Origin of the sequence: Trinickia dabaoshanensis, from assembly GCF_002879885.1 — a bacterium.
In the GTDB taxonomy this organism is placed as follows: Bacteria; Pseudomonadota; Gammaproteobacteria; order Burkholderiales; family Burkholderiaceae; genus Trinickia; species Trinickia dabaoshanensis.
In genome coordinates this window covers 60293-73467 of record NZ_PNYA01000001.1, presented here as the reverse complement: position 1 = coordinate 73467, position 13175 = coordinate 60293, and the positions used below count along the sequence as shown (strand labels likewise).

11 protein-coding genes are annotated in these 13175 nt (G+C 64.9%); 6 read left to right on the top strand and 5 right to left on the bottom strand.

The features are described from left to right. The first annotated feature begins 41 nt into the window (after positions 1–41). The gene (locus C0Z18_RS00310; protein WP_102643375.1) at positions 42–971 is read left to right on the top strand and encodes an ABC transporter permease; all 930 of its coding nucleotides are present in this window, start codon (positions 42–44) and stop codon (positions 969–971) included. 63 nt (positions 972–1034) lie between these two features. Next, positions 1035–2120, top strand: a complete 1086-nt coding sequence (locus C0Z18_RS00305; RefSeq protein WP_102643374.1) for a BMP family ABC transporter substrate-binding protein — start codon at positions 1035–1037, stop codon at positions 2118–2120. 64 nt (positions 2121–2184) lie between these two features. Here the strand turns inward: C0Z18_RS00305 and C0Z18_RS00300 are convergent, their stop codons facing one another. Then, positions 2185–2394 carry a dodecin gene (locus C0Z18_RS00300; protein ID WP_102643663.1) on the bottom strand — a complete coding sequence of 70 codons (210 nt, stop codon included), beginning with the start codon at positions 2392–2394 and terminating at the stop codon, positions 2185–2187. Positions 2395–2534: 140 nt separating this feature from the next. On the opposite strand from C0Z18_RS00300, the gene C0Z18_RS00295 reads away from it, so the two are divergent. Further along, positions 2535–3434 (top strand): NAD(P)-dependent oxidoreductase, encoded by a 900-nt coding sequence (locus C0Z18_RS00295; RefSeq protein ID WP_102643373.1) that lies wholly within the window; start codon positions 2535–2537, stop codon positions 3432–3434. Positions 3435–3463: 29 nt separating this feature from the next. Here C0Z18_RS00295 and C0Z18_RS00290 read toward each other — a convergent pair whose 3' ends face one another. Continuing rightward, the gene (locus C0Z18_RS00290; protein WP_102643662.1) at positions 3464–3946 is read right to left on the bottom strand and encodes a hypothetical protein; all 483 of its coding nucleotides are present in this window, start codon (positions 3944–3946) and stop codon (positions 3464–3466) included. A 373-nt stretch (positions 3947–4319) separates the two neighbouring features. On the opposite strand from C0Z18_RS00290, the gene C0Z18_RS00285 reads away from it, so the two are divergent. Together C0Z18_RS00285 and C0Z18_RS00280 are read left to right on the top strand one after the other, a co-directional pair. Further along, a complete protein-coding gene (locus tag C0Z18_RS00285) occupies positions 4320–5927 on the top strand; it encodes a sensor histidine kinase (RefSeq protein WP_102643372.1) in 1608 nt (535 codons plus the stop codon). Positions 5928–5966: 39 nt separating this feature from the next. Next, entirely contained in the window at positions 5967–7937 is a 1971-nt protein-coding gene (locus C0Z18_RS00280) for a hybrid sensor histidine kinase/response regulator (protein ID WP_102643371.1), read from the top strand. Between the two features lie 51 nt (positions 7938–7988). On the opposite strand, the gene mscL is transcribed toward C0Z18_RS00280, so the two are convergent. Both mscL and C0Z18_RS00270 read right to left on the bottom strand, forming a co-directional pair. Next, on the bottom strand, positions 7989–8429 hold the full coding sequence (gene mscL, locus C0Z18_RS00275) for a large conductance mechanosensitive channel protein MscL (RefSeq protein ID WP_102643370.1): 441 nt from the start codon (positions 8427–8429) through the stop codon (positions 7989–7991). Positions 8430–8557: 128 nt separating this feature from the next. Next, positions 8558–9961, bottom strand: coding sequence for a methyl-accepting chemotaxis protein (locus C0Z18_RS00270; protein ID WP_102643661.1), 1404 nt, complete (start codon positions 9959–9961; stop codon positions 8558–8560). Between the two features lie 448 nt (positions 9962–10409). Between C0Z18_RS00270 and C0Z18_RS00265 the strand changes: the two genes are divergently transcribed. Beyond that, positions 10410–12038 (top strand): methyl-accepting chemotaxis protein, encoded by a 1629-nt coding sequence (locus C0Z18_RS00265; RefSeq protein ID WP_102643369.1) that lies wholly within the window; start codon positions 10410–10412, stop codon positions 12036–12038. 41 nt (positions 12039–12079) lie between these two features. On the opposite strand, the gene C0Z18_RS00260 is transcribed toward C0Z18_RS00265, so the two are convergent. Continuing rightward, positions 12080–13051, bottom strand: a complete 972-nt coding sequence (locus C0Z18_RS00260) for an alpha/beta fold hydrolase (RefSeq protein WP_102643368.1) — start codon at positions 13049–13051, stop codon at positions 12080–12082. Between the last annotated feature and the right edge of the window lie 124 nt (positions 13052–13175).

The window sequence follows — 13175 nt, the reverse complement described above, 5'->3', positions numbered from 1 at the left end:
GCCTGCTCAACGAATGATTCGCACATCGAAATAGAACGACCATGGATATTCAACAAGCCGGATCGCTTGCCTCGAGCGCGGTCGTCGCCGCCATTCCGCTGATGTTCGCCGGCCTCGGCGAACTCGTCACCGAAAAATCGGGCGTACTGAACTTGGGCGTCGAAGGCATGATGCTGATGGGCGCCGTGACAGGCTACGCCGTGACCGTCGCCACGGGGCATCCGTGGCTCGGCGTGGCGGCGGCCATCGGCGCGGGTGTCGCGATGGCGCTGCTGTTTGCGTTTCTGACGCTGACGATGCTCGCCAACCAAGTGGCTACGGGGTTGTCGCTCGCGATCTTCGGCACCGGCTTGTCCGCTTATGTCGGCAAGCCCTACACCTCCGCGTCGGTCAGCGCCACCATCGAGGCATGGCCGATCCCCGGCCTCGCGCACGTGCCCGTGCTCGGGCCGTCGCTGTTTTCCTTGACGCCGCTCGGCTATCTCGCGTTCGTCGCCTTCGCTCTCGTGGCGTGGTTCCTCTATCGCACGCGCGGCGGGCTCGTGCTGCGCTCGGTCGGCGAATCGCCGAGCGTCGCGCATTCGGTGGGTTTCCCCGTGATCGGCGTGCGCTATGGCGCGACGCTATTCGGCGGCGGCATGGCGGGGCTGGCCGGCGGCTATTATTCGATCGTTTATCTGCATCTGTGGCAGGAGCAATTGACCTCGGGGCGCGGCTGGATCGCGCTCGCGCTCGTCGTGTTCGCCACGTGGCGGCCCGCGCGGCTGCTCGTCGGCGCGCTGCTCTTCGGCGCGGTCACCGGTTTGCAGTTCTACGCCCAGGCCGTGGGCGTCCCCGTGCCGACGCAGTTTCTCGCGATGCTGCCGTACGTGGCGACCGTCGTCGTGCTGGCCGTCATCTCGCGCAACCCGAATACGATCAAGCTCAATGCCCCCGCATCGCTCGGCAAGCCGTTTTTCGCGGCGAGCTGAATCGGGCGCCAACGCGCCAATGCGCCGATCGACCGTTTCACCCCACACCACTGGAGAAGCTCAATGAAAAGAAAGACCTTGACCTCGCTGGCCGCCGGTGCCGCGCTCGCATTGGGCGCGGCACTCGCGCCCGCCGCGCGGGCGGCCGACGCACCCGGCGTCGCGTTCGTGTATTTGGGCAACCCGGGCGATGCCGGCTGGACCTATGCGCACGATCAAGGTTCGAAAGAGGCCGAAGCGCAGTTCGGCAAGAAGATCAAGATCACGCGCGTCGAGGACGTGCCCGAGTCGGCCGATTCCGAGCGCGTGTTCCGCGATCTCGCCAGCAAGGGCAACAAGATCATCTTCGGAACGAGCTTCGGTTATCAGGACTTCGAACTGAAGGTCGCGAAGGACTTCCCCGATACGGTCTTCCTGCATGCGACGGGCTACAAGAAGGGCAAGAACTTCGGCACCTATGACGTGCGCATGTACCAAGGCGCTTATCTCGCCGGCATCGTTGCGGGCCACATGACGAAGACGAACACGCTCGGGTTCGTCGCGTCGGTGCCGATCCCCGAAGTGGTGCGCAACATCAACGCGTACACGCTCGGCGCGCGTTCGGTGAACCCGAAGGTGCATACGAAGGTCATCTGGATCAATAGCTGGTTCGATCCGGGCAAGGAAAAGCAAGCGGCCGAAACGCTGATCAGCCAGGGCGCCGACGTGCTCTTGCAGAACACGGATTCGAGCGCGACGCTCGCGACCGCGCAAGAGAAGCACGTGCATGCGTTCGGCTGGGACTCGGATATGAAGAAGTTCGGACCCGACGCGGCGCTCGGTTCGGTGGTGGCGCACTGGGGCGTCTACTATCGAGCCGCGATTCAACAGGTGCTCGACGGCAAGTGGAAGAATGACCCCGTGTGGTGGGGGCTGCCGCAGCAGGCCGTCGATCTCGAAGACCTGAGCACGACCGTGCCCGCCGGGGCGCTGGCCGACGAAAAGAGCGCGCACAGCGCGATCGCGAGCGGCAAACGCGACGTCTTCACCGGCCCGATCAAAGATCAGACCGGTGCGGTCAAGGTCGCCGCGGGCAAGACGCTCACCGACGCCGAATTGCAACGTCTGAATTGGTACGTCGAAGGCGTGGACGGCACGCTGCCGCACTGACGCACTGACGCACTGCCGCACTGACGCATCCGAGCGGGCGGCGCGCGCGCCCGCCCGCCCGTTTTCAATCCTCCAGCCTCATGCCCAGTTTGAGCGTGACCTGCCAGTGCACGACGGTGCCGTTTTCGATGTGCCCGCGCGTTTCCGTGACCTCGAACCAGTTCAAATTGCGCAGTGTCTTAGAGGCGCGCTCGATCGCGCATCGCACCGCGTCGTCGCAAGACTTGGTCGACGAACCGGTCAGTTCAATGTACTTGTAGACGTGGTCGTTCATCAGTGTTCTCCGTTTCTCGGCGAGAATGGAAAGACCAGTATAGGCAACGACGCTCGAGCATGCCGATCGCCGCGCGCTGTCGAGGGCTCGGCCCTTCGGTGCCGTGACAGGCATCATCTTCATCGCGAGGGAAAACATCGATGGATATAGGATTTTGCGGACCGGGTCTCATGGGGGCGCCGATGATCCGGCATCTGCTGCACGCCGGGCACGCCGTGTGGGTGTGGAACCGCACCCGCGCCAAGGCGCAGGCGCTCGCCGCCGACGGCGCGCGCGTAGCGGATACCCCCGGCGACCTGCGGGCGCACAGCGAGGCGGTGTTTCTGTGCGTGTCGGATACGCAAGCGGTCGAGGAGGTCGTCTTCGGGCCTGCCGGATTGCTGGGCGACGCGGCGGCCGATGCAGGCACGGTGCGTTGGATCGTCGACCATTCGAGCATCGCACCCGACGCCACGCGGCGGTATGCGGCGCGGGCGGCGCGCCGCGGCATCGGCTGGATCGACGCGCCGGTCTCGGGCGGGGTGCCTGGCGCGCAGGCCGGTACGCTCGCCGTCATGGCCGGTGGGGACGCAGCGGATATCGCGCAATTGGAGCCCGTCATCCGCAGCTATGCCGCGCGCGTCACGCATATGGGCGAGGCGGGGGCGGGGCAGATGACGAAGCTGTGCAACCAGGCTATCGTCTGCGCGACCGTGGCGGGGATTGCCGAAGCCGTGGGGCTCGCGCAAGCAGCGGGCATCGATGCTTCGCGGCTTACGCAGGCGTTGGCGGGCGGCTGGGCCGACTCGGTCCTGCTTCAGACGTTCGTGCCGCGGATGACCGAGCGAGGTCATGCGCCGCTCGGTTCGCTAAGAACGTTTCAGAAGGATATCGACACGGTGGCCGATGCCGCGCGCTCGACCGGTGCCGTGATGCCTGTCGTGGGCGCGGTTCAACAGGTGCTGCGCCTGGGCGCGGCGATGGGGCTCGGCCAAGGCGATTTGGCGGCATTTATCGACATCGTGCGGCCGCAAGCGAGGCCGGCCCCGCGCGAGCGATAACGGTTCCGACACGCACCGCGCGCGAACCGTCAGCGCAACGAGCGCGGTGCCGCGTCGCCGGCGTTCTGTTTGCGCGTGCCGCGGGCGACGGCGCCCGCGCCGAATTCGGGCAAGATCTTCGCGCGCGCGCGGCTCGCGAACACCAGGAAGCCGAACCCGTTGGTCTCGTACCAATACCCGCCGTTCTCGAGGCCCTCGAGCGGCTGTTCGAGCGCGTTGGCGATCGATTCGATGCACCGGCGCCGCAGTTCGTCGACATCGGGATAGGGCGGCTGTGCGCCGCGCACGGTACACAGCAGGACGTCGAGGCCCGGTAGCGCGTGCTCATAGAGCACGGGCTCGTCCTGCGCGCGCGCGCGGGCGATTTTCGTATCGAGCTGAACAAAGGGCTTGAACTGGCGCAGGACGGCGAGAAACGATTCTTTGCTGTCCGCACTCGCGCGCCTGCGCTTTCTCGGGAAGGACATAAACATTCGCCTGAAAAAGAGTTGCAAGAAACACAGCGTCCTCATGCGACCACTCCCGGCTCTCGCGCGCCGCACGTCCGATCTTTTATAGCATACGAAATCGTCGCATTCACGACCGAACAACCTTTCGGCCATATTCGCAGCGTTCGTAGGCAGTCATGTCGAAGCCGTGCATGGCGTGCGTCGCATCGAACTCGACATCTATGGCAATAATAGGCCCGAGTTTCGCCGAAGTGCTGACCTAACTCATAAAAAATGCCAACTTCTGTGCGCACACGCGCCTCTATATCGTCCGTTGAAATATCTCGGAACAGCACGGATAATGGTTCGGTTTCACTGTTGCACGTCGTTGCAACGCAAGCGCCGTGCCGCGCCAGCGCGAAGGCACGCGACTCGAGAGGGGGGCCGCCAAGGACGCATGAAACTATTCACGAAGGGGCTGCTGCTGATTGCCGTGCCGAGCTTGGTCGAGCTCGCGCTCGTCGGCATGTTGTCGAAAACGCAAGAGCAAGCGACACAGGCGGCGCAATGGGCGTCCCACAGCAAACAGGTGCTCTACGAAGCATCGGTCATCGTCGATCCGCTTTTGCGCGAGGCCGCGCGCGTACGCTCGGGCCTGATCCTCGGTGATGCCTCCTTCGTCGATCACCAGGTCGTGTGGGTCGACTTGCGCGATCGCCTGACGCGTCTCGAAAAGCTCGTGGCGGACGATCCCCTCCAAGTGGAGCGCGTACGGCGTATGCGCGAGGCCGTGGATGCGTTCCGCGCGCAAACCGAACAGGCCTACGCTTCGCTACGAGAAGGCAAGAACGTCGTCCCCGCTTCGTTCGACGATACGCCGCTGCCGCCGGCGATCGCCGCCTTTCGCGATGAGCTGGGCGCATTCATTGCCGACGAATCGCGGCTCGACGGCGAGCGTAGCGCGCAGTTGGCGGCAACGCGCGAGCAGCAACGCGACGCGCTCATCGCGGCGATCGCGGGCTCGATGCTGATCTGGGCCATCGCGGCGCTGGCCTTTGCGGGCAACATCGGGCGCCGCCTGCGTACGCTCACGGCCAATGCGCAACGGCTCGGCCGCGCGCAGGCGCTGGGTCCGCCGCTCGTGGGCAACGACGAGCTCGCCGATCTCGATGCGGCGCTGCACCGGACGAGCGTGTTGCTCACCGAGTCGGAGCACGACCAGGCCGCGCTGCAGGCCACGCTCGAGTCGCGCGCGCAGGAGTTGACCCAGGTGAACGATAACCTGCGTCAGCAAAAGCAAGACAACGACATGTTCATCTATAGCGTGTCGCACGATCTGCGCTCGCCGCTCGTGAACCTGCAAGGGTTCTCGCGCGAACTGCAGGTTTCTTGCGAAGAGCTGCGTTCGATGCTCGATGCGGCGCGCTTGCCCGAAGCCGAACGGACGCGCATCACGAGCGTGCTCGACGGCAATCTGAGCGAAGCCTTGCACTTTTTGCGCACAGCGGTAGCCCGCTCGGCATCGATCATCGATGCGCTGCTGCGCATTTCGCGCGCGGGGCGCCTCGAATATCAATGGCAGCGCGTGAGCGTCGCCCGCGCGGTGGCGCGTGTCGTCGAATCGCTGCACCAAGCCATCGCCGAACGCGGTGTGACCGTGTCCGTCGGCGAACTGCCGCCGGTATGGGGCGATCCCACGGCGATCGAACAGATCTTCGCCAATCTGATCGGCAACGCCGTGAACTATCTCGACACGTCGCGCGCCGGCCGCATTGAAATCGGTACCCTCGATCAGGCCCCGCGCGAAAGTGGCGAGCGAGCGCCTAGAATGCGTACATATTTCGTGCGCGACAACGGTCTTGGGATTCCCGATGCCTGCATGCCGAAAATGTTCAGTGCATTTCAACGGTTGCATGGCGATCGGGCCAAGGGCGACGGCATCGGCCTCGCGCTCGTGCGCCGCGTGACCGAGCGGCACGGGGGCCGCGCGTGGGTCGAATCGACGGAGGGGGCCGGCTCGACCTTTTACGTGACCTTGCCCGAGCAACCCTTGCGGATGACTTGACGCGCCGCGCGCGGCGCCGAACGAACTCATAAACCTGTAATGACCGACGTTTCTCGCCAAGAGTCCGCCCGCGTGCTGATCGTCGACGACGACGAGGGCATTTTGCGGCTTGCGCGCAAGTCGCTCGAACGCGCGGGCTGCCGCGTGTTCGCGTATTCGAGCGCGAGAGCGGCGCATGAGCGGTTGCCTGCCGATGCGCCCGATCTGCTCGTGCTCGACTACCAACTGGATAGCGCCGAAACCGGGCTCGACTTCTTTCGGCGCCTGCGCGACGAAGGCACTGCGTTGCCCGCGATTCTCGTGACGGGCTTCACCGACGAATCGCGTGTCATCGAGGCGCTGCGCGCGGGGATCTCGGACGTCGTGCCCAAGTCGGGCGGCTACTTGGAGTACTTACCCGAGGCCGTCGAGCGCGTATTGACGCAGGTGCGGCTGCAGCGCGCGTCCGCCGAGGCGCTATTGCTGCGCGATCGCGAGGCGCATTACCGCAGTTTGTCCGAGGCGTTGCCGCACCTCGTCTTCACGAGCAACGCACAAGGCCAGTGCGATTTCTTCTCCAAACAGTGGTACGCGTACACGGGGCTCGACGAGGCGGCTTCGCGCGGGCTTGGCTGGCTCGCCGCCGTTCATCCCGACGATCGCGACGCGCTGCGCCAATCGTGGCTCGCCGCCGTGGGCGGTGCGGTCGGTGCGGGGTATCGGCACGAGTTGCGCCTGCGCGCGATCGACGGCACCTATCGCTGGTTCGACATGCGTATTGCCGACGTGCGCGATGCGAACGGGCGCGTCGGCAAGTGGTTCGCGAGTTGCACCGACATCCAATCGCAGCGCGAGGCCATGGAGGAGCGCGAACGCTTGCTCGCGGCCGAGCAATGCGCCCGGCAGACAGCCGAGGAGGCCAATCGCGCCAAGGATCGTTTCCTCGCCATGCTCTCGCATGAACTGCGCACGCCGCTCACGCCGGTGCTCGCGGGCACGCGCGTGCTCGAGACGATGCCCGATCTGCCGGCCGCGGCGCAATCGAGCGTGAAGATGATACGGCGCAACATCGAACTCGAGGCGAGGCTGATCGACGACTTGCTCGACTTGACTCGCGTCGCGAACGGCAAACTGCGCCTCGCGCTCGAGACGGTCGACGTACATGACGTCGTCGATAGCGTGCTAGAGCTCTTTCGCGCCGAGATTCAAGTCAAGGCGCTCGACGTTCACGTGGAAAAGCGGGCCGAAAATCACTACGTGCTCGCCGATCCGGCCCGGCTGCAGCAGATGCTATGGAACCTCGTGCGCAACGCGGCGAAGTTCACGCCCGACGGCGGTCACATCTACGTGCGTACGCGCGATTCGCGCATGCGCATCGAAATCGAAATCGAGGATACCGGAATCGGCATCGCGCCCGAACAGATCGGCAAACTGTTCAATGCGTTCGAGCAGGGCAGCCAGCGAATGACGCAGCAGTTCGGCGGGCTCGGCTTGGGCCTGGCCATCACCAAGGCATTGACCGATGCGCACGGCGGCACCGTGAGCGCGCGTAGCCCGGGACCGCATTGCGGCGCCACCTTCACGATCGCGTTGCCGACGACGACTTTGCCCGCGCACGAGCCCGTGGAGGCGCTGTCCTCGCAGGCAGCGGGAAAAGAGCGCATTTCGATCTTGCTCGTGGAGGATCACGCGGATACGGCCGATGTCATGGCGCACTTGATCAGCTCGCTCGGGCACGATGTGGCCGTTGCGGTATCGGTGGCCGAGGCATTGGCGGCCACCCGGGCCCGCCACTTCGATTTGATCGTCAGCGATGTCGGCTTACCCGATGGAACCGGGCTCGACTTCGTCAGCGCGGTGCGCCAGCATTCGCAGATACCGGCCATCGCATTGACGGGATACGGATCGGACGAAGACATACGCCGCTGCCTCGCCGCCGGATTTACGGCGCATTTGACCAAACCCGTCAATTTCGCGCAGTTGGAGGTGCTGATTCAACGCGCGGCCGACAACAAAATGCTCGGGCGGTAGCGGCGCGCTGCATCGAGCCGGCCCTTAGCCGGCGCGCGCGAGGGGCCCGGCCTATCGTTGCTTGAGCGAGTCGCGGATTTCGCGCAGGAGCAGCACGTCTTCCGGCGTGGGAGGCGGTGCCGCCGGTGCTTCTTCAGCGCGCTTGCGCATCGTATTCATGAGCTTGACGATGCCGAATACGATCACGGCGAGGATCAGAAAGTTGATGACGGCCGTGATGAACGAGCCGTAGCCGAACACGGCCACGCCGGCCGTTTGCAGGTCTTTGAACGAATCGGGGTTCCCTTTGAAAGACGGGGGGATATCGCCGAGCCGAATGAACTTGTTCGAGAAATCGAGGCCGCCGGTGGCCGTGCCGACGATCGGCATGATGAGATCTTTGACGATCGAATTGACGATGGTCGAGAATGCGCCGCCGATGATCACGCCGACGGCCAGATCCATCACGTTGCCCTTGACGGCGAACTCCCTGAATTCCTTGACGATGCCCATATTGTTCTTCCTCCTTGCTTGACGGGAATGCATGCGAATCGCGTGGATCGCGCAAGGCGCATGCCATCGCGGCCATGATAGCGAAGGGCCGGCCGTCACGGGGGGAATTTTCGCGCGCCGCGCGTGCGTCAGCTCTTATAGGCGAGCCTCAAGCCGCCCCAATGGCGGCCATTTACGTAGATCGGCGCGGAGGCATCTTTCATCATCGCGTACGCGCCGCCCCCCATATCGCGCCGATACGTCTGCAGCAGGAACGGCTTGGTGTGCGTCGCGGCCGCGAGCCCCGTCCGATCGGCGAACATGCGGCGATTGCGGCAGTTGGCGGCGTTCCACACCGCGTCGCCCGGGCGTTGCGCCTGCGAGAATTTTCGATTGTGCGTGGGCAGATAGCCGCGCACGTCCACGGCCGCGCAAAACGCCACGCGCGCATCGAGCGCAAGCAGCGGCTCTTGGATCTCGGGCAACGCGCGATCGGTGAACGCCGTGAACTGCGTCATGAACTGCCGCGGGTCGGTGCCCGGAATCGGCACGTACTGCGCGTCGAACAGCGCCGCCTCGGTGATTTCCCCGCGCGCGAGCGCTTGTTCGAAGCGCTTGCCGATCGCCGCGGCGGTGTTCTGCGCGGCCGCGATGAAGCTCGTGTCGGGTGTCTCGACGCCCGTGGCCGCCGTCAACTCGATGAGCGTCTCCGATACCGACAGCAGCGAGGAGAGCCGGTCTTTCGCTTGCATGAAATTCGCGCTGGAATGCTCGACGCCGGTCGCCATGTCGCCGACCTGTTCTTCGAGGTGGTGACATTGCGTTTCGATCTCCCCCGTCAACGTGGCGATCTGCTCGGCTTCTTCGTGCAGTTGGTTGATCGCGGTGCCCGTCGATTCGACGATGCCGCCGATCGTCGCCGAGCCTTCCTTGACGCGATGGGCCCGCGCCGTGTTTTCGGTGCCGTCGGCGATGAGCTGTTCCGTTTGTTGCGTCAGCCGCGCGAGCGTCGCCTCGATCTGAGCGGTCGCTTGCGCGGTTTTGCTCGAGAGATTCTTGACCTCGGCCGCCACGACGGCGAAGCTCTTGCCCGATTCGCCGGCGCGGGCGGCTTCGATTGCCGCGTTGATCGCGAGCAGATGAGTTTGCCGCGCGATCAACGAGATCTCCTCGGAGACGGTACTGACGTGATCGAGCGCTTCGCGCAGCGCCTCGATCTGCGTCGCGATGCTCGTCACGCCTTCGACCAGGCCGTGGATATCGGCCAACGAGGCATCGAGCGTTTGACGCGATTGCTCGACGGCGCTCGACGCTTCGCGGCTGACCACGCGAACTTGCTGCGCGGCCTGGGCGATCCGGTGGTTGCCTTGCATCGTCACCGAGGCCGACTCGCGCAGGGCGCGGCACACGTTCGCCTGTTGGGCCACGCGATTCGCGACCTCCTCGACATGACCCGATACGTCGCAGATCTCGATGCCGAGCTTGCCGGCGTGTTCGGCGATATCTCCGACGATCGAACGCGCGGCGCCCGGCCGACGCAAGGTCAAACGCATGATGTTGTCTCCTTCGCGCGAATTCGTTTTTGCCGCGCGCTTCATTCATTGTGTGTCGCCGCGATCCGACGGCGGCCGCGGCCCATATCTATCCGATTGGGCTTACGCGGGACTTACGCGTTGTACGTGTGCGCAAGGGCGATCGTCGCTCGGTAAAAACCAGGCTTGACCGCTCGTGTCGACAGGCTCTCCTTTGTGTTAACGGACGATCCGAGCCTCGACTTGAGTGGGGATGACGATAGTATGACGATAGTGCTTTTTGCCATTGCGCAATCGGCGGGAAACGCTTAGATTTCGGCTGAACCTTCGCACGCACGACGCGCCCGATCAGACACCACTCGCAGCAGGCCGGGTCCATCCGACGCTCCGCAGAGAGCCGCATGTGCGCGCTTCACCACCACCACGGAGGGGACCGTGCGACGGCTCGTCGAGCGCGCGCGGCAATGCCATGTTTAAACGTTTCACTATTCGCGCGGGGCTGACGCTCACGATCGCGGGCTATACGCTCGCCCTGATGGCGGCGATGGGCGCAGGCATGCTTGGGCTGCAAAAAAGCAACGATGCGCTCAAGAACATGTATTCGATCGATACGGCCGCGCTGACCCATTTGAAGACGAGCTCCGAGCGCATGCTGCAAGTGCGGCTCGCGCTGGGCAGCTATGAGACCCTGTTTTCGATGGGGAAAGCGGGCGACGATCTGCTGCCCAAAGCCCATGCCGTCCTGAAGGACAGCGATACGCAATGGGGCGATTACCTGGCCAAGCCGCGTGACGAAAACGAGTCCCGATTGGCCGATGCGGTCGGCTCGGCACGCACCGCGCTCGTGCAGCAGGCCATCAATCCGGAATTTCAGGCGCTCGAGCAGAACGACTTCAACACGTTCCGCACGATTCAGGGGCAAACCGCGAACGAACTGTACGGGCGTTACGAGAAGGCGATCGTCGAACTCGAAGCCTTGCAAGTCTCGCATCAAGAGGCGCGCTACGCCGCGGCTCAATCGACCTTTCACGCCCTAGCCACGGGCGGCGCGGCAATCGCCGTGCTCGCGCTGATCATCGGCTTCATTGCGCGAGGGGCGCTGCTATCGGCCGTCGTGCGGCCCATCGGCGTCGTGATCAAGCATTTCGAGCGCATTGCGGCCGGCGATCTGACGGGCTCGATCACGGTCGATCGGCAAAACGAAATGGGACGCTTGCTCGTCGCGCTGCAAGGCATGCAGGCCGCGCTCGTGGCAACCGTCTCACGTGTGCGTACGGGCTCTGAAGCCATCATGCACGGCGCCCGGGAAATTGCCACCGGTAACGCCGATTTGTCCCAGCGCACCGAACAGCAAGCGGCATCGCTGCAAGAGACGGCTTCCAGCATGGAGCAGTTGACGGCGACGGTGAAGCTCAACGCGGCGCACGCGATCGAAGCAAGCGACCTGGCGCGCGATGCGTCCGATACGGCCACGCGCGGCGGGGAAGTCGTGGGCGACGTCGTGCGCACGATGGAGGACATCGCGTCGAGCTCGCATCAGATCGGCGACATCATCGGCGTCATCGAAGGCATCGCGTTCCAGACGAACATCCTGGCGTTGAACGCGGCCGTGGAAGCGGCGCGTGCCGGCGAGCAAGGGCGGGGCTTCGCGGTGGTGGCGGGCGAGGTGCGCAGCCTAGCGCAACGCAGTGCGAGCGCGGCCAAGGAAATCAAATCGCTGATCGCGGCCTCGGCCGACAAGGTTCACAACGGTAGCGCGCTCGTGGGCCGGGCCGGTGAGACGATGGATCAGGTCGTGGCCGCCGTGCATCGCGTGACGGACATCATCGGCAAGATCAGCGCGGCATCGGGCGAGCAATCGACCGGCATCGAGCAGATCAATTTGGCTGTCGTGCAGATGGATTCGGTCACGCAGCAAAACGCCGCGCTCGTCGAACAGGCCGCGGCGGCTGCCGCTTCGCTGCAAGAGCAAGCGGCGCAACTGGACGCCGCCGTCGCGGCTTTCCATGTGCAGGGGCATGCGGCGCAGTCGTCTCGTACCGCGGCATCGCGCCTCGCGCGCGAGCCGTTCGGCGCTCAACCCGTATTGGCGGGCTGAGAGTCCGCGCAGCCGGGCGCCGGGCTGTTCGGCGCGCGGGGTTAGCCGGCGACGCCCAGCGCGGCGCCGGTCGTGCGTTCGAAGAACGCGTGCAAATCCGCTAGGACGCGCGCAGGGGCTTCCTCCATCGGGATATGACCGAGTTCGGGGTAGACCACCGAGCGCGCGCCCCGAATGCGCCGGACGAACTCGTTCGCATGCGCGAGCGGAATCCAACGGTCCTTGCCGCCCCATAGCACGAGCGTAGGCACGTGAAGGCGCGCCAGCGCTTCGACGTCGAGCGCGGCGAAATCGAGCGTCGGCACCATTTTGACTACGGCTTCGCGCGTGCCCTCGCCGTGAAAGAAATCGGCATAACGGCGCAGCGTGGCGGCATCGGGCTGGGCCGGATCGCCGTACACCGAGCGAATCGCATCGGTCACGAATGCGTCGGGCATGCAATGCGACACGGTCAGCCGTACGAGCGGGTGCGTGAACAGTGCGATGTGTTTCGGCACCCTCATGCGAAAGCCCGCCGCATCCACGAGCACGAGCTTATCGACCCCCTTCGGATGACGCAGCGCGTAGTCCCATGCGATGAGGCCGCCGAGGGAGTTGCCGACGAAGGTCGCGCGTTCTTCGATACCTAGCGCCGCGACGAAAGCATCGATGAAGGCCCGGTACGCGGGCAGGTCCATCGTGGCGATTTCCCCCGATGCCGAGCGCAGCGGGCCGGTGATACCGAACGGCGGAAGATCGACCCGGATCACGCGATGCTCGCGCGCGAGATCCGCGGCCACGCCGTCCCATGTATCGAGCGACGCGCCGAATCCATGCAGCAACACGATGGGCGCGCCGCCGGCCGCGCTCGCGCCCTCGTCCAGATAGTGGACACGCGCGCCCATGAACGAGAGGAAGCGCGAATTCGAACGGCCATGACGGCGAACGAGCTCGTCGCGCTTAAGGCTGATCATCCCCAAGCGTTCGAGCCAGGAGCGCCGCGGCAACGCGGCGCGAGACGGCGTGGCTTGCATGGTTCTCTCCCTGTGCTCGAACCCGTGGTGCTCGAGCGAACGTACGTCGATATCGTGCCGAACCGGCTCGCTATTGTGTCGGCGAACGCAAGCGCTTGTCGTGCTTTAGAGCGGGAATTCGAGG